This window comes from Streptomyces sp. NRRL S-118, assembly GCF_000716335.1.
Classification (GTDB): Bacteria; Actinomycetota; Actinomycetes; order Streptomycetales; family Streptomycetaceae; genus Streptomyces.
Genome location: NZ_KL591007.1, coordinates 108,734 through 129,283 on the forward strand (window position 1 = coordinate 108,734; position 20,550 = coordinate 129,283).

The 20,550-nt window shown below is 72.9% G+C and carries 12 protein-coding genes; 5 read left to right on the forward strand and 7 right to left on the reverse strand.

Translation table 11 applies throughout. The features are described 5' to 3' along the window. Nucleotides 1-11: 11 nt before the first annotated feature. Entirely contained in the window at nt 12-1,934 is a 1,923-nt protein-coding gene (locus IH00_RS0114905; RefSeq protein WP_039946965.1) for an ABC transporter ATP-binding protein, read from the forward strand. A gap of 55 nt (nt 1,935-1,989) precedes the next feature. Here IH00_RS0114905 and IH00_RS0114910 read toward each other — a convergent pair whose 3' ends face one another. Further along, a complete protein-coding gene (locus tag IH00_RS0114910) occupies nt 1,990-3,291 on the reverse strand; it encodes a Kelch repeat-containing protein (RefSeq protein ID WP_031073644.1) in 1,302 nt (433 codons plus the stop codon). 484 nt (nt 3,292-3,775) lie between these two features. On the opposite strand from IH00_RS0114910, the gene IH00_RS0114915 reads away from it, so the two are divergent. Next, nucleotides 3,776-5,809 (forward strand): M4 family metallopeptidase, encoded by a 2,034-nt coding sequence (locus IH00_RS0114915; RefSeq protein WP_031073645.1) that lies wholly within the window; start codon nt 3,776-3,778, stop codon nt 5,807-5,809. Nucleotides 5,810-5,880: 71 nt separating this feature from the next. Here IH00_RS0114915 and glgP read toward each other — a convergent pair whose 3' ends face one another. From glgP to IH00_RS0114945, 6 genes are all read right to left on the reverse strand, one after another. Beyond that, on the reverse strand, nt 5,881-8,511 hold the full coding sequence (gene glgP, locus IH00_RS0114920; RefSeq protein WP_031073646.1) for an alpha-glucan family phosphorylase: 2,631 nt from the start codon (nt 8,509-8,511) through the stop codon (nt 5,881-5,883). A 111-nt stretch (nt 8,512-8,622) separates the two neighbouring features. Continuing rightward, nucleotides 8,623-9,936: a flavin-dependent oxidoreductase gene (locus IH00_RS0114925; protein ID WP_031073648.1), complete on the reverse strand. Its 1,314-nt coding sequence runs from the start codon at nt 9,934-9,936 to the stop codon at nt 8,623-8,625. A 13-nt stretch (nt 9,937-9,949) separates the two neighbouring features. Further along, on the reverse strand, nt 9,950-11,137 hold the full coding sequence (locus tag IH00_RS0114930; RefSeq protein WP_078887758.1) for a monodechloroaminopyrrolnitrin synthase PrnB family protein: 1,188 nt from the start codon (nt 11,135-11,137) through the stop codon (nt 9,950-9,952). Nucleotides 11,138-11,292: 155 nt separating this feature from the next. Then, the gene (locus IH00_RS0114935; RefSeq protein ID WP_031073651.1) at nt 11,293-12,702 is read right to left on the reverse strand and encodes an MFS transporter; all 1,410 of its coding nucleotides are present in this window, start codon (nt 12,700-12,702) and stop codon (nt 11,293-11,295) included. Next, nucleotides 12,699-14,150, reverse strand: a complete 1,452-nt coding sequence (locus IH00_RS0114940) for a 4-hydroxyphenylacetate 3-hydroxylase family protein (protein WP_031073654.1) — start codon at nt 14,148-14,150, stop codon at nt 12,699-12,701. The genes IH00_RS0114935 and IH00_RS0114940 overlap by 4 nt, the downstream gene beginning before the upstream one ends. Nucleotides 14,151-14,353: 203 nt before the next feature. After that, the gene (locus tag IH00_RS0114945) at nt 14,354-15,319 is read right to left on the reverse strand and encodes an AraC family transcriptional regulator (RefSeq protein ID WP_031073657.1); all 966 of its coding nucleotides are present in this window, start codon (nt 15,317-15,319) and stop codon (nt 14,354-14,356) included. 117 nt (nt 15,320-15,436) lie between these two features. Between IH00_RS0114945 and IH00_RS0114950 the strand changes: the two genes are divergently transcribed. The 3 genes from IH00_RS0114950 to treS all read left to right on the forward strand — a co-directional run bounded on the left by IH00_RS0114950 (nt 15,437) and on the right by treS (nt 20,475). After that, a complete protein-coding gene (locus IH00_RS0114950; RefSeq protein WP_234334850.1) occupies nt 15,437-16,411 on the forward strand; it encodes an SDR family oxidoreductase in 975 nt (324 codons plus the stop codon). Between the two features lie 303 nt (nt 16,412-16,714). Then, nucleotides 16,715-18,700: an alpha-1,4-glucan--maltose-1-phosphate maltosyltransferase gene (locus tag IH00_RS0114955; protein ID WP_031073661.1), complete on the forward strand. Its 1,986-nt coding sequence runs from the start codon at nt 16,715-16,717 to the stop codon at nt 18,698-18,700. Next, complete coding sequence (gene treS, locus IH00_RS0114960; protein WP_052411389.1) at nt 18,697-20,475, forward strand: maltose alpha-D-glucosyltransferase; 1,779 nt, start codon at nt 18,697-18,699, stop codon at nt 20,473-20,475. The genes IH00_RS0114955 and treS overlap by 4 nt, the downstream gene beginning before the upstream one ends. Nucleotides 20,476-20,550: the final 75 nt, after the last annotated feature.

The window sequence follows — 20,550 nt, forward strand, 5'->3', positions numbered from 1 at the left end:
CGGACGGCACGATGACGGGCGACCCGGCGCCCAGCGGCGGCACGGAGCCGGGCGCGGGCACGAAGCCGGACACGGGGACGAAGCCGGACACGGGGACGAAGCCGGGCGCGGACGCGGGCGGTCCGGCGGACGGAGGGGAGGCGGAGCTGTTCGACCGGGACGCGTTGCCGGCCGGGCGGGGGGCGACCGGGGCGCTGCTGCGGTCGCTGCTGCGCCCGCGCCGTCTGCGCGTCGCCGTCAGCGCGCTGCTCCTGCTGCTGCAGCAGGCGGCCGTGCAGGCGGGCCCGCTGCTCGTCGCGTACGCCATCGACACCGCCGTACCGGCGCTGCGCCGCGGGGAGCACGGGCCACTGGTGGTGGTCGCCGCCGGGTACGGGGTGTGCGCGGTGGGCGCCGGGCTGCTGCAGTACGCGTTCATCCGCACCGCCGCGCGCGTGAACCAGGACGTCCTGCTGGATCTGCGCGGCCGGATCTTCCGGCACGCGCAGGCGCTCAGCGTGGACTTCCACGAGCGGTACACCTCGGGCCGGCTGATCTCCCGCTCCACCACCGATGTGGAGGCGCTGCGCGAACTGCTCAGCGAGGGCCTGCAGGAGCTGGTCGGCGTCGTCCTGTCGTTCGTCTCGATCTCCCTGCTGCTGATCTGGCTCGACCTGGGCATCGGCGCGGTGGCGGTGGCCTCCTTCATCCCGCTGTACCTGCTCGTACGCCTCTACCGGCGGCGCGCCGCGGTCGCGTTCGGCGAGCGCTCGACCGCGATCTCGGCGGTGATCGTGCAGTTCGCGGAGACGATGAACGGCATCCGGCCGGTGCGCGCGTTCCGGCGCGAGCGGGCGAACGACGCCCGGTTCCAGGAGCTGAACCACCGCCACGAGCGCCGCAACGGCGACGCGATGCTGGAGATGGCCCGCTACGTCGTCGGCTCGCGCCTGGTCGCCAACACTGCGGTCGCGGGCATGGTGCTGTGGGGCGCCCACCGGGTGGCGAGCGGCACGCTGGCGCTGGGGGTGCTGGCGGCGGCCGTGCTGTACGTGCGGCGGCTGTACGACCCGATCGACCGGCTCGCGATGTTCCTCAACTCCTACCAGTCCGCGGCCGCGTCACTGGAGAAGATCGCGGGGCTGCTGGACCGGACGCCGGCGGTCCCGGAGCCGGCCGCACCGCGGGCCCTGCCGCCCGCGCGGGCGGACAGTCCGGGCCGCGAGGTGGTCTTCGAGGACGTGCGGTTCGCGTACCGCACCGGCGGCGAGGTGCTGCCGCGCTTCGGGCTGACGATCCCGGCGGGGCAGACGGTCGCGGTGGTGGGCGCGACCGGCGCGGGCAAGTCCACGCTGGCGAAGCTGCTGGCCCGTTTCTACGACCCGACCGGGGGCCGCGTGCTGCTCGACGGCGTGGACCTGCGCGACCTGCCGGTGGCGGAGCTGCGGCGCGGGGTGGTGATGGTGACGCAGGAGGCGTTCCTGTTCTCCGGGACGGTCGCGGAGAACATCGCGCTCGGGCGCCCCGAGGCGACGCGGGAGGAGATCGAGCGGGCGGCGAAGGCCATCGGCGCCCATGACTTCATCGCCGCACTGCCGGACGGCTACGACACCGATGTGCGCAAGCGGGGCGGCCGCATCTCGGCGGGCCAGCGCCAGCTGGTGTCCTTCGCCCGCGCCCTGCTGGCCGATCCGGCGGTGCTGATCCTCGACGAGGCGACGAGTTCGCTGGACGTCCCGGGCGAGCGGGCGGTGCAGCGTGCGATGGACACGGTGCTGAAGGGCCGCACGGCGGTGGTGATCGCCCACCGCCTGTCGACGGTGGAGATCGCGGACCGCGTGCTGGTGATGGAGGCGGGCCGCATCGTGGAGGACGGCCCGCCGGCCGAGCTGATCGGCGGGACGGGCCGCTTCGCGGAGCTGCACCGCGCGTGGCGCGACAGCCTGGTGGGGTGAGCCCGCTCCGGCTCACCCCGGTGCGCCGGGACTGGGGTCGCAGGGGTTGCAGGGCCTACAGACGGGAGAGGTCGATGGACGAGATGTGGGTGCTCGGGGCGGCGTCGACCATGCCGCCGGGGGCGTAGAGGCAGGTGCGGGAGCGGTCCTCGGAGCAGGGGGCCGCCGTGGCGGTGAAGCCGAAGCGGGCCTCGGGCAGCGGGGGCAGGGCCGACCACGCGTTGGTGCGCGGGGCGAACACCTCGGTGGTGGCGACGGCGGTCAGCTGCGCGCTGGGCGAGCCGCCGATGCCGTACACGCAGCTGGTGCCGGCGAGCGTGGAGGTGCCGGGGCAGGGGCCGGAGACGACGCCCATGCCGCGGCGGGCGGTGGGGGCCGAGGGGAGCTTCACCCAGGCGCGGGACTCGGGGTCGAAGACCTCGACGGTGTTCACGGGTTCGGCCGTGTCGTTGCCGCCGACGGCGTACACGCAGAGCGGCGCGTGGGACACCACGGCACGCGGGCAGGTGGCGGCGGCGACGCCGAGGCTGCGGCGCGGGGTGGGGAGCGAGGGCAGGGTCGCCCAGGTGCCGGTGGCGGGGCTGTACGCCTCGACGGTGGCGAGCGTCCTGGTCTCGCTGCCGGAACCGGTGCCGGGACCGGTCCCGGAGCCCGTGCCGGTGCCGGAGCCCGTGCCGGTCCCGGTGCCATGACCCGCGCCCGTGCCCGTACCCGCGCCCGTGCCCGTACCCGAGCCGGCGGCCGCCGTGCGGGCGGCGCCCGCGACGGCGTAGACGCACAGGCCGCGCAGCCCCTGGACGTCCTGCGGGCACGGCGCGGTCGCGGCGCCGAGGAACGCGCGGGCGGTGGGCATCGGGGCCACCTCCGCCCAGGTGTTGGTGGCCGGGCTGTACGCCTCGACGGTGGTGAGGGAGCCGCCGCCGTTGGTGCCGCCGACGGCGTACACGCAGATGCCGTGCAGCGCCTCGCTGTCCCGCGGGCACGGCGCGGTGACGGCCGAGAGCCCCGAGCGGCCCACGGACATCGAGGGCAGCTTGGCCCACTTCTTCGTCACGGGGCTGTACGCGTGGGCCGACAGGGCCGCTTCGAGGGGATGGCCGCCGACGACGTAGACGCAGACGCCGTCGTCACCGAGGGCGTCGATGTCATCGGGGCAGGGCGCCGTGGTGGTGCCGTGCCCGGTGCGGGCCATGGTCATGTCCGGGACGGGCACCCAGCCGGGGTCGGCCGCGGCATGCGCCGGGGCGGCCGGGGCGGCCAGCGCCGAGGTCAGCGCGGCGGCGGCGAGCCACCGGCTCCGCCGGTGGCCGCGTGTGGTGGTCGGGGGGCGTCCGTCGGGTCTGGAGAAGATCCGCACCTGTGGTCCCTGCCTTTCAGTGATCTCGACATTCGGGACCATTAAGACATCACGCTCCGCGACACGCGGACCGGTGGCGACCGTACGACTGACGCGGTACCGCCGGACACCGGCGCGTCCGACCGGGAACGGACGGGCCCGGAACGAGCCACAGTTCCGGGCGGCCGCGCGGGGCGGGTCCTCGCGGCGCTCAACACGCCGTTCACACGGCCAACATGCGGGCCGGACGGCGGACGCCGGGCGCGCCGGGGCGTCCGCGAACAGCGGACGGCAGTGCGGCGGCGTCCGGCGAAACGTCCGCTTAACGAACATGGCTATTCGGGCAACGGACGATTTCCGGCCAACTTGTTGACGCGCTCCTGACAGGGAGCCTCCGCTGCTGCCACTCTTCCAGCGTTCTCCGCACACCTGTTCCACCAGCTCTGTTTGCTCCGCCGGGCGGCCCACCCAGCCGCCCGTAACCCCCCTCGCAAAAGGAGTCTGCGTGAGATCCACGCCTAGCCGTCGCGCCACCGCGACGGGTGCTCTGATCGCCGCCGCCGCCATGCTCACCGTGGGTGTGCAGACCGGTGCCGCCACCGCCGCCGACGACCCGTGGACGGCCGCCCCGAAGGCGCAGTCGGCCGGCAAGGCCGACCCCGGCGCCCTGCCCGCCGACCTCTCCCCCGCCCAGCGCACCGCGCTGATACGCGCCGCCGACGCGGACAAGGCGGCCAAGGCCAAGGAGCTCGGCCTCGGCAGCCAGGAGAAGCTCGTCGTCCGCGACGTCGTCCAGGACCGCGACGGCACCACCCACACGCGCTACGAGCGCACCTACGCCGGCCTCCCCGTCCTGGGCGGCGACCTCGTCGTCACCGAGACGAAGGCGGGCCGGACCGAGGGCGTCGTCAAGGCCTCCCGTGCGGTGCTCAAGGGCGTGGACACCAGCGCGGACGTCGCCCCGGCCGCCGCGGAGAAGCAGGCGCTGAGCGCCGCCCGCGCCGAGGGCTCCAAGGCGACGGACGCCGAGCGCGCGCCGCGCAAGGTGGTCTGGATGGGCCAGGGCACGCCGGTCCTCGCGTACGAGACCGTCGTCGGCGGGCTCCAGCACGACGGCACCCCGAACGAGCTGCACGTCGTCACCGACGCCACCACGGGCAAGAAGCTCTTCGAGTGGCAGGCCGTCCACACCGGCACGGGCAACACGCAGTACAGCGGCCAGGTCACCCTCGGCACGGCCCCCTCGTACACGCTGACGGACACCACCCGCGGCAACCACAAGACGTACAACCTCAACCGCGGCACCTCGGGCACCGGCACGCTCTTCTCCGGCTCCGACGACGTCTGGGGCGACGGCACCCCGGCCAACCTGGAGACCGCGGGCGCCGACGCCCACTACGGCGCGGCGCTCACCTGGGACTACTACAAGAACGTCCACGGCCGCAGCGGCATCCGCGGTGACGGCGTCGGCGCGTACTCGCGCGTCCACTACGGCAACAACTACGTCAACGCCTTCTGGCAGGACAGCTGCTTCTGCATGACGTACGGCGACGGCTCCGGCAACGCCAAGCCGCTCACGTCCATCGACGTCGCCGCCCACGAGATGACCCACGGCCTGACCTCCGTCACGGCCAAGCTGGTCTACAGCGGCGAGTCCGGCGGCCTCAACGAGGCGACCTCCGACATCTTCGCGGCCGCCGTCGAGTTCCACGCCAACAACACCCAGGACAAGGGCGACTACCTGGTCGGCGAGAAGATCGACATCCGGGGCAACGGCACCCCGCTGCGCTACATGGACAAGCCGAGCAAGGACGGCTCCTCCAAGGACTTCTGGTACTCGGGCATCGGCAGCATCGACGTCCACTACTCCTCCGGGCCGGCGAACCACTGGTTCTACCTGCTCTCCGAGGGCAGCGGGACCAAGACCATCAACGGCGTCACCTACGACTCGCCGACCTCCGACGGCCTGGCGGTCACCGGCATCGGCCGGGACAAGGCCGCGCTGATCTGGTTCAAGGCGCTCACCACCAAGTTCACCAGCACCACGAACTACGCGGGCGCGCGCACCGGCACGGTCGCCGTCGCCACCGAGCTGTACGGCGCCGGCAGCGCCGAGGTCAAGGCCGTCGAGCACGCCTGGGCCGGCATCAACGTCGGCTCCCGCCCGGGCGGTGGCGACCCCGGCACCGGCAAGATCTTCGAGAACACCGCGGACGTGTCCATCCCGGACAACGGCGCGGCGGTCACCTCGACGGTCAACGTCACCGGCATCGCCGGCAACGCCCCGTCGGCCCTCAAGGTCGACGTGGACATCGTCCACACCTGGCGCGGCGACCTGGTCGTCGACCTGGTGGCCCCGGACGGCTCGGTCTACAACCTGAAGCCGTTCAGCTCCTCCGACTCGGCGGACAACGTGAAGGCCACGTACACGGTCAACGCGTCGAGCGAGGTCGCCAACGGCGCCTGGAAGCTGCGGGTCCAGGACAAGGCCGCGCAGGACACCGGCTACATCAACAGCTTCAAGCTGACCTTCCCGTAGTCCGTACGACAGGGACGAGCCGCCCGGGGACACCTCCCCGGGCGGCTCGTCCGCTTGCGCCGCGTGCGCCGCTACCGCATCAGGACGCCCGCGCCCTCGCCCGTCGCCTCCGTGGGCAGCGCCACCAGGCCCAGGTCCGCGCCGGTCGCCAGCAGCCGGTGCGTCGGCAGTATCCGCACGGTGTAGCCGAACGGGCCGGTGCGCTCCAGGGTGAGCGGCCCCTCGTACGTCCACCGCCCCTGCTGGTCGGGGCCGCCCGCCGGTTTCAGCGGCACCGTCTGGGGGTCGCGCAGCCGGTCGGCGGCGTCGACCCGGCCCGCGACCGCCTGCACCTCGACGTCGTCGGGCGACAGGTCCCCGAGGGTCACCCGCACCCGCAGGCCCAGGGTGGCGCCGAGCTCGGCGATGCCGTTGGCCTCGTCCACCTCGACGTGGTCGACGGTGACGCGCGGCCAGGCGGCGCGCACCCGGCCCTTCCAGGCGGCGAGTTCCGCGGCCGTCCGGCCGTCGAGGGACCGGTGGGCGAGCGCCGCCGGGGTGTACAGCCGCTCCACGTACTCGCGCACCATCCGCCCCGCGAGCACCTTGGGCCCCAGGTTGGCGAGCGTACGGCGGACCATCTCGATCCACCGCTCGGGCAGGCCGCTCGCGCCCCGGTCGTAGAAGCGCGGTGCGACCCGCTGCTCGATCAGTTCGTACAGCGCGGCCGCCTCCAGGTCGTCGCGCCGGTCCTCGTCCGTCGTCGGGCCGTCGGCGGTCGGGATGGCCCAGCCGAAGTCCGGCTCGTACCACTCGTCCCACCAGCCGTCCAGCACGGACAGGTTCAGGCAGCCGTTGAGCGCGGCCTTCATCCCGCTCGTCCCGCACGCCTCCAGGGGACGCAGCGGGTTGTTCAGCCAGACGTCGCAGCCGGGGTAGAGCTTCTGCGCCATGCCCATGCCGTAGTCGGGCAGGAAGACGATGCGGTGGCGCACCCGCGGGTCGTCGGCGAACCGCACCAGCTCCCGCACCAGCCGCTTGCCGCCGTCGTCCGCCGGGTGGGCCTTGCCCGCGACGACGATCTGCACCGGCCGGGTCGGGTGCAGCAGCATCTCCATCAGCCGGTCCCGGTCGCGCAGCATCAGGGTGAGCCGCTTGTACGAGGGGACCCGGCGGGCGAACCCGATGGTGAGGATGTCGGGGTCGAGCACCCCGTCGATCCAGCCCAGCTCGGCGGACCCGGCGCCGCGCTGCCGCCAGGAGGCGCGCAGCCGGGTGCGGACCTCCGTGACCAGCTGGTCGCGCAGCTCGCGCCGCAGCTCCCAGATCTCGGAGTCGGCGATGTCGGCGACCGAGTCCCAGCGCTGCGAGCCGCCCACGCTCAGGGCGTCCTCGGCGCGCTGGGCGCCGATCTTGCGGGAGCCGAGCCGGAACACCTCGGGCGCCACCCAGGTGGGGGCGTGGACGCCGTTGGTGATGGAGGTGATCGGCACCTCCTCGGGGTCGAAGCCGGGCCACAGGCCGGCGAACATCTCGCGGCTGACGGCGCCGTGCAGGGTCGACACGCCGTTGGCCCGCTGGGCGAGCCGCAGGCCCATGACGGCCATGTTGAAGAGGTTGGGCTCACCGCCGGGGTAGGTCTCCATGCCGAGCTGGAGGACGCGTTCGACGTCGACGCCCGGGAGCTCCGCGCCGTCGCCGAAGTGGCGGGCGACTAGCTCGCGGTCGAAGCGGTCGATGCCGGCCGGGACGGGCGTGTGGGTGGTGAAGACGGTCCCGGCGCGGACGGCCTCCAGCGCGGCGTCGAACTCCAGACCCTCCTCGCTCAGTTCGCGGATGCGTTCGAGGCCGAGGAAGCCGGCGTGGCCCTCGTTGGTGTGGAAGACCTCGGGATCCGGGTGGCCGGTCAGCGCGCAGTACGCGCGCACCGCCCGCACCCCTCCTATCCCCAGCAGCATCTCCTGCAGCAGCCGGTGCTCGCTGCCGCCGCCGTACAGCCGGTCGGTGACGTCCCGCTCGCAGGGGCCGTTGTCCTCGACGTCGGAGTCGAGCATCAGCAGCGGTACGCGGCCGACGCGGGCCACCCAGACGTGGGCGTGGAGCCGGCGGCCGCCGGGGAGGGCGAGGGAGACCCGGACGGGTGAACCGTTCTCCTGGCGGAGCAGGCTGAGCGGCATCTCGTTGGGGTCCAGCAGCGGGTAGTGCTCCTGTTGCCAGCCGTCGCGGGAGAGGGACTGGCGGAAGTAGCCGTGCCGGTAGAGCAGACCCACGCCGATCAGCGGGAGGCCGAGGTCGGAGGCGGCCTTGAGGTGGTCGCCGGCGAGGATGCCGAGGCCGCCGGAGTACTGCGGCAGGGCGGCGGTGATGCCGAACTCGGGCGAGAAGTAGGCGACGGCGGCGGGCAGTTCGCCGTCCGAGGCGCCTTGGTGCTGCTGGTACCAGCGGCGGCCGTGCAGATAGTCGTCGAGGTCGTCGGCGGCGGCGGAGAGGCGGCGCAGGAACCGCCTGTCCCTGGCGAGCTCGGCGAGCCGCGCGGCGGGCACGGAGCCCAGCAGTCGCACGGGGTCGCACCCGGCCGCCCGCCAGCCGTCGGGGTCGACGCTCTGGAACAGCTCTCGGGTCTCGGCGTGCCATGACCAGCGCAGGTTGCGCGCGAGGTCGCTGAGTGGTCGAAGGGGTTCGGGGAGGACGGGGCGCACGGTGAATCGACGGATTGCCTTCACGTGTTCCACCTTCGCAGGGCAGGTACGTATCGGGGCGGACGCACGGGCGTCGTGCGTCCGCCTTCACCCTCCGACGGTAGTGGTACGACGGCCCCGTCAACCACGGCGCACTCAGGGGAGCGCGCTCAGCGGCACCTCGTAGGGTGACCCCGCGTTGACCGTCTCCGGGTCGAAGGCCCCGGTCAGGGCGTAGCGCGCGGCGATCTCCGCGCGCTCCCCGGGCGGGATCACGTCGTCGATGTCGGTGAAGCCGTCCGGCGCGCGCTCATGGGCCAGGTTGATGACGACCTCCGGGCCGAGGCGCCGGTTGGCGCGCTGCAGCTCCGTCATGGCGGGGAGCCGGTCCCGCTCGTAGGCGGCGAGGGCCTCGGCGGGGTCGCGGTGCCGGGCCATGGCGTGGGCCAGTGCCCGGGCGTCGACGACGGACTGCGTGGCGCCGTTGGAGCCGATGGGATACATGGCGTGGGCGGCGTCGCCGACCAGGGTGGTGCGGCCGTGGCTCCAGCGGGTGAGGGGCTCGCGGTCGACCATGGGGTACTCGTAGGCGCCGGCGCAGGCGCGCAGCACCTCGGGGACGCTGACGCCGTCGAACTCCCAGCCTTCGTAGTGGTGGAGGAAGGTGCCGAGGGGGACGGGCCGGTTCCAGTCGCCGCGGGTGGCGGGGTACGAGGCACCGGGGCAGGTGTCGGCGATGTGGTCGGCGGGCATCGCCAGGGCCCAGTTGACGAGGACCTCGGGCCGGCCGGGGGCCGGGGTGGTCATCGGGTAGACGACGGCCTTCTGCCGGTCGTCGCCCGCGATGAACATGAAGGCGGGGGCCTTCCGGGCGGGCATCCGGGAGACGCCGCGCCACACGAGCATCCCGGTCCACGGCGGCTCGCCCTCGCCCGGGTTGAGGGCGGCGCGGACCGCGGAGCGGATGCCGTCGGCGCCGATCAGGACGTCCGGTTCGAGGGAGGCGCGCCCGCGGGTGGCGCCGCAGTGGTGGTCGAGGCGCACCCGGGGGCGGCCGTCCGGGAGGAGCTCCAGGCCGGTGACGCGGACACCGGCGACGATCGCGGCGGGGCCGAGCCGTTCCCGTACGGCCTCGGCGAGGGCGAGCTGGAGCCGGCCGCGGTGGACGGACAGCTGGGGCCAGAGGTAGCCGGCGCCCAGGCCGCGCGGCTCGCGGGAGACGAGGCCGCCGGAGCGGTGGTAGTAGCGCAGCTCGCGGGTGCGTACGGCGCCGGCCTCCAGCCGGTCGAGGACGCCGAGCGCGTCCAGCTCGCGGACGGCGTTGGGCATGATGTTCAGCCCGGCGCCGACGGGGCGGATCTCGCGGGCGGCCTCGACGACGGTGACGCGCGCGAAGCCGGCGGCGTGCAGCGAGAGCGCGGCGGACAGGCCGGCGATGCCGCCGCCTGCGATGAGGATGTGCGGGGTCATGGGCGCGCTCCTGTCAGGCGGCCGGGGCAGGCGTGCCGGCCTCCGGGAGGCGGGCCGCGACGGCGGGGACGGGCTGTGCCGCGACGGCCGCGGGGCGGGGGTGTTCGACCGACCGGCGCACCAGCGTCTCGTTGTCCCGCGTCAGGTCGAGCACCTCGCGCAGCAGCGCCACCGGGGCGCCGCCGCTGCCCTCGTCGTACAGGCGCAGGTCGTCACTGTAGGCCTTGCGGGCGATGCCGATGTGGCGGGCCCGGAAGGTCTTGAGGATGCGCAGCACCCGCGCGAGCGAGCGGGCGGAGGCGATCAGCTCGGGCGGCAGCCGGTGCACGGTCTCCCAGCTCAGCGCGGCGGACAGCTTGCTGACGGCGGAGACGCCGCCCCGGTGGGCCGCGTGGAAGGCGCGCCACGACGGCAGGCTGTACGCGACGGACTCGTCGAGGAAGGCGTCGTACGCCGGGTCGGAGCGGTCGCACTGCCACAGCGTCAGGTCGACCGGCCAGAGCGGGACCTGTGCGGCGGCCGGGCCGAGGTAGTCGCGGCCCGCCACGTCGATCTCCTCGAAGTACGGGCGCAGCGTCCGCGCGAAGTACTCGGGCGAGACGTTGGCGACGGTGAAGTCGATGGAGTCGACCATCGCCTGGACGTGCATCGCGGTGCGGTCCAGCGCGAGGGCGAAGCCCGGGTCGTACGGTTCGAGGCGGGCGAGGCCGGTACAGGTGCCGAGGGCGGCGACGAGGCTGGGGAAGACCATCCGGACGGCCTCCTGGAGGTGGGCCTCCATCTCGTGTCCGGTGTACATCCGCCGGCGCCGGCCGGGCGGGTTCCAGGTGGTGTAGTGGTGCACGGTGTCGCGGGGCACCATGTCGGTGCGGCGGGCCAGTTCCTCCAGCACCGGCAGGATCTCGGGGACGGCCGCGACGGGCTCGGTGCCGTGCCGCTTCAGCGAGCCGAGCAGCATGCCGATGTCCCGCATGCCGGCGAGGGCCTCGACGATGCTCCATTCGGCGACCCGGTCGGGGTCGGGGACGAGCGTGCGCAGGGCGACGGTGAGCGCGGGGACGTCGGCGTCGCGGTTCATCGCGGGGAGCGCGGCGAGCAGCGGATCGGCGCCGAGCGGGTCGGCGGCCCGTATCTCGGCTATGCGGTAGCGCGGTTCGGTCGTGGTATCCAGACCGGGCGCGACAAGGTCGTACAGGGTCAAGGCAAGCCCCCTCGGGCAGTCTCGGGTCGGTCGGTGGCGACGGGCCGCTCGGTCAGGGCGGTCACGAGTCCGCTCGGTCGGGCGGGCACGCGGTCGCGGGGCCACGCGATCGCGGGGTCACGCGATGACGGGGTCCGGGTCACGCGGTCACGGGATCACCGCGGGTCGCCCACCCGGTCCTGGCGCGGCGGCGCCGGTACGGGCGCGGGCGGGCCCAGCCGTACGGAGAGCAGTGCGGCCACCGCCGCGAAGGCCGCGCCGGTGAGCAGCGCGGCCTGGAAGCCGGCCGTCGCGGTGGCGGGGTCCGCCGCGTCCGTACGGGAGGTGGCGACGGCCACCAGGACGGCGAGCCCCAGGACGGAGCCGAACTGCTGGCTGGTGTTGATGAGGCCGGAGGCCAGGCCCGTCTCCTCGAGCGAGGCCTCGGCGGTGGCGGCCACGTTGGTGGTGACCATGACCAGCGGCAGGGCGGCACCCAGCAGGAGGCTGGGTGCGAGGACGGTGGTGAAGAAGGTGCCGTCGGCGCTGAGGACCAGGGCGAGCCAGACCATGCCGGCGAGGAGCAGCCCGAAGCCGAGGGCCGCGGTGGCGCGCAGCCCGAGGCGGGCGATGACGCGCCCGGTCTGCGGGGCGGTGGCCACGACGACGACGGACAGCGGCAGCAGCCCGAGGCCGCCGGCCAGCGGCGAGTGGTCCAGCACGCTCTGGAGGTAGAGGCTGACGAGGAAGAACATCGGGAACAGCGCCATCTGGGCGAGGGCGCCCAGGCAGTTGGCGAGCCGCAGCGCGGGGCGCCGGAGCACGGCGGGCGGCACCAGCGGCCGTGCGGCGCGGGTCTCCACCACCGCGAAGGCCGCCAGCAGGACCACGCCCGCCGCGCCGGCGGGGAGGCTGCGCCCGACGAGTGCGTACGCGACCAGGCCGAGGCCGCCGGTGACGGTGAGCGCGCCGAGGAGGTCGAAGCCCCGCCCGGTCCCGGGCGTGCCCGGCGGACCGTGGGCGGGGCTCCGGCCGTCGAGCAGCCGCAGCGCGAGGGCGCCGAGCAGCGCGGCGACGGCGACGTTGAGCCAGAAGGTGGAGCGCCAGCCGAGCAGATCGGTGAGGACGCCGCCGAGGACGGTGCCGAGCACCCCGCCGAGGCCGCCCATCGCGGCGAACGCGCCGAGCGCCTTGTGCCGGGCGGGCCCGTCCGGGAACAGGAGCAGCAGCAGCGCGAAGGCGGCGGCCGCGGCGAAGGCCGCCCCGACACCCTGCGCGGCGCGTGCGGCGACCAGGGCGCCGGCGGACCGCGCTACCCCGCCGGCGGCGGACGCGGCGGCGAGGAGCACGAGCCCGGCGACGAACAGCCGCCGGTGCCCGACCAGGTCGGCGGTGCGCCCGCCGAGGAGCAGCAGCCCGCCGAAGGTGATGAGGTAGGCGTTGGCGACCCAGGACAGCCCGGCGGATCCGGAACCCAGGTCGGCCCCGATCGACGGCAGGGCGACGTTGATGATGGCCGTGTCCATGATCAGCAGCAGCTGGGTGGCCGCGAGCAGCGCGAGCGCACCCCGCAGGGAGCGGTTCACCTCTGCCGCTCCAGGCCGTAGCCGTCGAGGCAGGCGCGGGCCAGGGACTCGCAGCTGTCCGTGTCGCCCTCCCACGCCTGCTGCATCAGGTAGACGTGCGGGGCGCCGTGGTAGAAGCGCTCGTACTGCTCGTGGCGGGCGGCGAACTCCGAGCCGAGGGCGTCCCAGGCGAGCTTCAGCAGCTTGACCCGCTCCTCGGAGGAGGTGCCGGGCGAGCGGATGTACTTGCGGACCAGCGGGCCGAGCTCCGGATGCAGCAGGTCCTCGCCGGAAGCGGGCAGCTGGATGACACCGCCGCCCGCGAGCAGCTTGATCTCCTGGACGGCCTGCGGATACAGCTCGCCGGCCATGATGCGCTGCGCGAAGGAGATGTCCTTGCCGGGCATCACCCCGCCGCGGCCCCCGTCGACCTCCTCGTACGACGCCTCGGCGGCCAGGACGAACGCCTTGGCCTGGGCGACCTTGCCCATCAGCCGGCCGATGGCCTGCGTCACGGGCGGGAGCTGGTAGGTGTTGTTGGCCTTGGTGAGCAGGATCGCGATGCCGGTGAGGAACTCCAGCTTGGTCCAGAAGCGGGTGGCCGCCTGGTGCACGAAGTTCAGGTAGGCGGGGGTGCGCCACCACATCCGGAACGACACGTCGACGTTCCGGTAGGCGAGGACGCGCTCCCAGGGGACGAACACGTCGTCGCACACGAGGAGGGCGTCGTTCTCGTCGAAGCGCGAGGAGAGCGGGTTGTCGAAGACGCTGCGCGCCCGCGCCTCGTAGGAGGTGCGGGAGAGGAACTTGAGGCCGGGGGTGCCGACGGGGAGGGAGAAGCAGACCGCGTGCTCGACGTCCTGCGGGGCGAGCGGCTCGATGGTGCCGACGATGACCTCGTTGCCGAAGACGGCCGCGGTGCCGATCATCTTGGCGCCGCGCACCACGATCCCGCCGTCCTTCTCGGCGACGACCTTCACCACCAGGTCGTCCTCCTCCTGCTCGGAGGCGGCGCGGGTGCGGTCGATCTGCGGGTTGGTGAGGGTGAAGGTGGGGTACAGGTCGCCCTCGGCGAGCCGCCGGTGGTAGGCGAGGGCAGCGGCGGAACCGTCGTACGCCTCGGTCCTGAACACCTGCGGCAGGGCGGCGAACCCGGCGGCGCCGCCCGCCATGCAGTCGGGGGTACGGCCCAGGAAGCCGAAGCTCGCCTCCGACCAGACCTTGTACGCCCGGCGGCGGGCGACGAGGTCCTCGTACGAGCGGGGAACGGCGTACGCGCGGTGCACACCGCCCTGGGTGAGGACCGGGGTGTGCTCGGAATCGTGGGCCAGGTCGTACAGCCGCGCGAGGGATGCGGCGGTGTTGCGGAAGGCGGGATGCGCGGTGACGTCCGCCACGCGCTCGCCGTCGAGCCATATCTCGCGCCCGTCGCGCAGCGACGCCAGATACTCCTGACCGGACCTGGTCACCTGTTCTCCTCTTGCGGTTCGTCATTGCCGCAGCAGAGCCTGTCCGGCCGTACCCGGCCGGGGCAATGAACGACCGTCCAGCGGTCCTTAAGAACCGGCCAGTGCGGTTCTGGCCATACCGGCCGGTATCGGGCCGGGATCCGGCCGTTTTCCGCAAGCGCGGTGAACCGGCGCCGGGACGACCGGGGACCCGGCGGCCGGGCTCAGGCGGCGGCCGTGCTCGTGCGGTACTCCCCCGGAGTCACCCCGAACCACTTGCGGAAGGCCAGGTGGAAGCCGACCGCGCTCTGGTAGCCCACCCGCCGCGGCACCGCCGACTGCGGCAGTGACGTTTCGCCCAGCAGGCGCGCCGCCTCCTGCATGCGCCGCCCGGTCAGATGGCGGGCCGGGGCCTCGCCGACCAGTTCACGGAACGCGGCGGTGAAGGCGGAGCGGGACATGCCGACCTCCTTGGCGAGCGACTCGATGGTCCACGGCTCGGCGAACCTGGTCGCGATCATCACCATCGCCCGGCTGATCCCGGGGTGGCGCAGCACCGGCAGGGACGCCGGGTTCTCGGTGAGCTCGCGCAGCAGCGGACGCAGCGCCAGCACCAGCGCCATCTCGAACGCGCGCAGCGTGATGAGCCGGTCGCCGGGCCCGACGGGCCGGTCCGGCGCGGCCAGCAGCCGCAGGGTGTCCCGCAGCAGTGGTTCGCGGCCGACCTGCGAGCCGTCCAGGACGAGCACCCACGGCAGCGCCTTGTACAGGCCGGTGGCGGCGCTGTCGTCGTAGTGCAGCCCGGCGCACAGCAGCCGGCTCTCCGGTCCGGACCCGGAGATGCGGATCTCGCCGGAGGTGCCGGGCTGCCGCTCGGGCAGCACCGCCTTGAGCGGCACGCCCTGGCGTCCGGGCCGGTCGGACAGCCGGTGCGCGGTGCCCGTCGGGAAGACGGCGAGGTCCCCCGTGTGCAGCTCCTGCGGGGGCTGTCCCTCGGCGGTGATCCAGCAGCCGCCCTCGACGATGTAGTGCAGTACGGCGCAGCCCTGCTCGGCGTCGCCCTCGATGGCCCACGGGGCGCTGACGTGCCAGCGGCTGTCGAAGACCCCGGTCAGGCGCAGCGGCTGCAGCAGCTCGCTGAGGAGGTCGTCACCGTCGGTGCGTACTTGCTCGGTGCGTACGGTGTCCATGGACGATCCTTCAACCCCCGCCCCGGTTTGTTAATTGATCGGCCAAAGCCGTCGCCGCCAGCCTGTGGAGTGCCGTTTCGGCAGCAGTCACACCCTATCGAAGGGCCTTTCAGGCACATGTCGGATCACCTTTCCCAGCCCATGCAGGCGCCCAGGACGCCCTCGCAGATGCGGGTCGCGGTCGTCGGTGCGACCGGTTTCCAGGGCGGCGCGGTCGCCCGGCTCCTGGCCGAGCGCCACCACCGGGTCCGTACGCTCACCCGCCGCCCCGACGGCGACCGGCCGCCGCTGCCGGGCGTCTCCTTCGCCTCCGGCGACCTCGGCAACGCCGAGGACGTCCGGCAGCTGTTCGACGGAGCGACGCACGCGGCGGTGGTGCTGCCGCTGGTGTACGAGCCGGAGCGGGTGCGCCGGTACGCGCGGAACGTCGCGGCCGCGGCCCTGGACGCCGGCGTGCGCCGTCTGGTGTACAACGCCAACACCCGCCTCCCCTCCGTCACCACCGATGTGGCGGCGTTCGAGACGCGCCGCATCGCCGAGGAGGTCCTGCGCGACAGCGGCGTACCGCTGGTGGTGCTGCGCCCGCCGGTCTACCTGGACAACCTCTTCAGCCCGTGGAACGGTCCGGCGCTGGTGAACGACGGCGTGCTCGCCTATCCGCTGCCCGCGCACACGCCGACCGCGTGGCTGTCCCACCGGGACCTGGCGGAGGCGGTGCTGGGGGCGCTCACCGCGGACGGCGTGGAGGGACGGACGTTCGACATCGGCGGTGCGCGGTCCCTGACGGGCGAGCAGCTGGCGGAGGCTTTCGGGCAGGGCCTCGGGCGTGCCGTGCGCTACCGGGCGCTGGACCCGGACGCCTTCGAGCGGGGCCTGGCCCCGGTCCTCGGGCCGGTCGCGGCGGCCGGTGTGGCGGGCATCTACCACTACATGGCGTCGGGCGAGGACCCGCTGCTGATGGCGGGCGACGACGGTGCCTGGGCCGAGGCGCTGTCGGTGCGCCCGGCGCCGGTCGACGAGTGGGTGACCCGTCAGCCGTGGCAGGTCTGGGCGAACGACCCGGAGGAGCAGGACGCCCAGTCCCCGGCGTGAACGGGTCCCGTCACCGGCGTGAGCACGGGTCCGATCACCGCTGCGATCACCCGTTCGGCGGTAACCGGCCAACCGGTCCCGGAATCAACCATACGGGGCCGGTTTCCCGTTTCCCGGTTACGCCGGAGTAGTTAACATCGCGCCGGATTGCCCACCCGAAGGGTGGGGGAAGGCTGTTGCGGTACCCGCCCACCCGAGTGAACCCGGACAGGAGCGGTGATGCCTGCGCCCCGCCACTCGTCAACGGAGCAGCTACAAAGAGCGATACCCCGTAAGCAACCCTCAGGTGATGCCGTGAATTCGCTGATTGGTCGCATTCCCGTCCTCGATGTCCGCCCCCTGGTCGACTGCGGTAGAAGGCCCGCCAAGGCGGTGACCGGCGAAACCTTTCAGGTTACGGCCACCGTGTTCCGTGAAGGTCACGACGCCGTGGCCGCCAATGTGGTGCTGACGGACCCGGCCGGTCACGAGGGCCCGTTCACGCCCATGCGGGAACTGGCCCCCGGCACCGACCGCTGGGGTGCCGAGGTCACCCCGACGGCCGAAGGCCGGTGGTCGTACCGGGTCGAGGCGTGGAGCGATCCGGTCACCACCTGGCGCCACCACGCCGGGATCAAGATTCCGGCGGGCATCGACACCGAGCTCGTCCTGGAGGAGGGCGCCGCGCTGCACGAGCGGGCCGCCGAGGGTGTGCCGAAGAGCGAGGGCCGCGAGGCCGTGCTGGCGGTGGTGGACGCGTTGCGCGACGTGCGGCGCTCGCCGGCGGACCGGCTGGCCGCCGCGCTCGCGCCGGAGGCGACGGAGGCACTGTCCCGGCACCCGTTGCGCGAACTGGTCACCTCCTCGCGCCCGTTGCCCCTCCTCGTGGAGCGGGAGCGGGCGCTGTTCGGTTCGTGGTACGAGATGTTCCCGCGCTCGGAGGGGGCCCGCCACGAGAACGGCCGGCTGGTCCCGGGCACGTTCCGCACCGCCGCCGAGCGGCTGCCGGCGATCGCCGCGATGGGTTTCGACGTGGTGTACCTGCCGCCCATCCACCCCATCGGCACCACCCACCGCAAGGGTCCCAACAACTCCCTCACGGCCGGCCCGGACGACGTGGGCGTGCCCTGGGCGATCGGCTCCCACGAGGGCGGCCACGACGCGATCCACCCGGACCTCGGCACCATGGAGGACTTCGACGCCTTCGTGGCGCGCGCCCGCGAGCTGCGGCTGGAGGTGGCGCTGGACTTCGCGCTGCAGTGCTCGCCGGACCACCCCTGGGTGACCAGGCGCCCGCAGTGGTTCCACCACCGGGCCGACGGCACCATCGCGTACGCTGAGAACCCGCCGAAGAAGTACCAGGACATCTATCCGATCGCCTTCGACCAGGACATGCGCGGGATCGTCCGCGAGACGCTGCGGGTGCTGCGGCACTGGATGGCGCACGGGGTGCGCATCTTCCGCGTGGACAACCCGCACACCAAGCCGGTGATCTTCTGGGAGAAGGTCATCGCGTCCATCCGGAGGACCGACCCGGACGTGATCTTCCTGGCGGAGGCCTTCACCCGCCCGGCCATGATGCACACGCTGGCCGCGGTCGGCTTCCAGCAGTCGTACACGTACTTCACCTGGCGCAACGGCAAGCAGGAGCTGACCGAGTACCTGACGGAGCTGTCGGGCGAGGCGGCCGCCTACATGCGGCCGAACTTCTTCGTGAACACCCCCGACATCCTGCACGCCTACCTCCAGCACGGCGGCCGGCCGGCCTTCGAGGCACGGGCGGTGCTCGCCGCGACGATGTCGCCGTCGTGGGGCGTGTACGCCGGCTACGAGCTGTGCGAGAACACGCCGCTGCGCGAGGGGAGCGAGGAGTACCTCGACTCGGAGAAGTACCAACTCCGGCCGCGCGACTGGGAGTCGGCGGAGCGCGAGGGCCGCACGATCACCCCGCTGATCACCTCGCTCAACCGGATCCGGAGGCGCAACGCCGCGCTGCGGCAGCTCCGCTCCATCCACTTCCACCACGTGGACGACGACGCGGTGATCGCCTACAGCAAGCGGTCGGGTTCGAACATTGTTCTGATGGTCGTCAACCTCGACCCGCACCATACCCACGAGGCGACGGTCTCGTTGGACATGCCGGAGCTCGGCCTCGACTGGCACGAGACCGTACCGGTGCGCGACGAGCTCACCGGCGAGACCTATCACTGGGGCAGGGCCAACTATGTGCGCCTCGAGCCGGGCGTCACGCCCGCGCACATCCTCGTCCTGCGACCGTCCCCGCCGATCGGAGGGTCACCCACATCATGATCGTCAACGAGCCCGTCCACGACACCTTCGAGGACACCCCCGCCAAGGACCGCGACCCCGACTGGTTCAAACGGGCCGTCTTCTACGAGGTGCTGGTCCGCTCCTTCCAGGACAGCAACGGCGACGGCGTCGGGGACCTCAAGGGCATCACGGCCAAGCTGGACTACCTGCAGTGGCTCGGAGTGGACTGCCTGTGGCTCCCGCCGTTCTTCAAGTCCCCGCTCCGGGACGGCGGTTACGACGTCTCGGACTACACCTCCGTCCTGCCGGAGTTCGGTGACCTCGCCGACTTCGTCGAGTTCGTCGACGCCGCCCACCAGCGCGGCATGCGGGTGATCATCGACTTCGTGATGAACCACACCAGCGACCAGCACCCGTGGTTCCAGGAGTCCCGCGCCAACCCCGACGGCCCCTACGGCGACTACTACGTCTGGGCCGACGACGACAAGCAGTTCCAGGACGCCCGGATCATCTTCGTCGACACGGAGACCTCGAACTGGACCTTCGACCCGGTCCGCAAGCAGTACTACTGGCACCGGTTCTTCTCACACCAGCCCGACCTGAACTACGAGAACCCCGCCGTGCAGCAGGAGATCCTGTCGGCGCTGCGCTTCTGGCTGGACCTGGGCATCGACGGCTTCCGCCTCGACGCCGTGCCGTACCTGTACCAGCAGGAGGGCACCAACTGCGAGAACCTCCCCGCCACCCACGCCTTCCTCAAGCGGGTCCGCAAGGAGATCGACGCCGCCTACCCCGACACCGTGCTGCTCGCCGAGGCCAACCAGTGGCCCGAGGACGTCGTCGACTACTTCGGCGACTACGCGGCCGGCGGCGACGAGTGCCACATGGCGTTCCACTTCCCGGTCATGCCGCGCATCTTCATGGCGGTGCGCCGCGAGTCCCGCTACCCCGTCTCCGAAGTCCTGGCCAAGACCCCGGCGATCCCGGTGAACTGCCAGTGGGGCATCTTCCTGCGCAACCACGACGAGCTGACCCTGGAGATGGTCACCGACGAGGAGCGCGACTACATGTACGCGGAGTACGCCAAGGACCCGCGGATGCGCGCCAACATCGGCATCCGGCGGCGCCTCGCCCCGCTGCTCGACAACGACCGCAACCAGATCGAGCTGTTCACCGCGCTGCTGCTGTCCCTGCCCGGCTCGCCGATCCTCTACTACGGCGACGAGATCGGCATGGGCGACAACATCTGGCTCGGCGACCGCGACGGCGTCCGCACCCCCATGCAGTGGACGCCCGACCGCAACGCGGGCTTCTCGTCCTGCGACCCGGGACGGCTCTACCTGCCGACGATCATGGATCCCGTCTACGGCTACCAGGTCACGAACGTCGAGGCGTCGATGGCCTCGCCGTCCTCACTGCTGCACTGGACCAAGCGGATGATCGAGATCCGCAAGCAGAACCCGGCCTTCGGCCTCGGCTCCTACACCGAGCTGCCGTCGTCGAACCCGGCGGTCCTGGCGTTCCTGCGGGAGTACGGGGACGACCTGGTGATGTGCGTGCACAACTTCTCGCGCTTCCCGCAGCCGACGGAGCTGGACCTGCGGCAGTTCAACGGCATGCACCCGGTGGAGCTGATCGGCGGGGTGCGCTTCCCGGCGATCGGCGAATGGCCGTACCTGCTCACCCTCGCGGGGCACGGCTTCTACTGGTTCCGGCTGCGCAAGGACGCCGTGAAGAAGTCGGCGAAGTCCATCAAGCCGGGCACCCAGGCGGCGGCCGAGCCCCCGGCGCCGAAGCCCGCGCCCCGGGGCTGACCTCCGCGGCGGCCGGCGACACCCCTCCCCGGCCGCCGGCCCGTCTCGGCGCGCCCGGAACGGCGTCACCGCAAC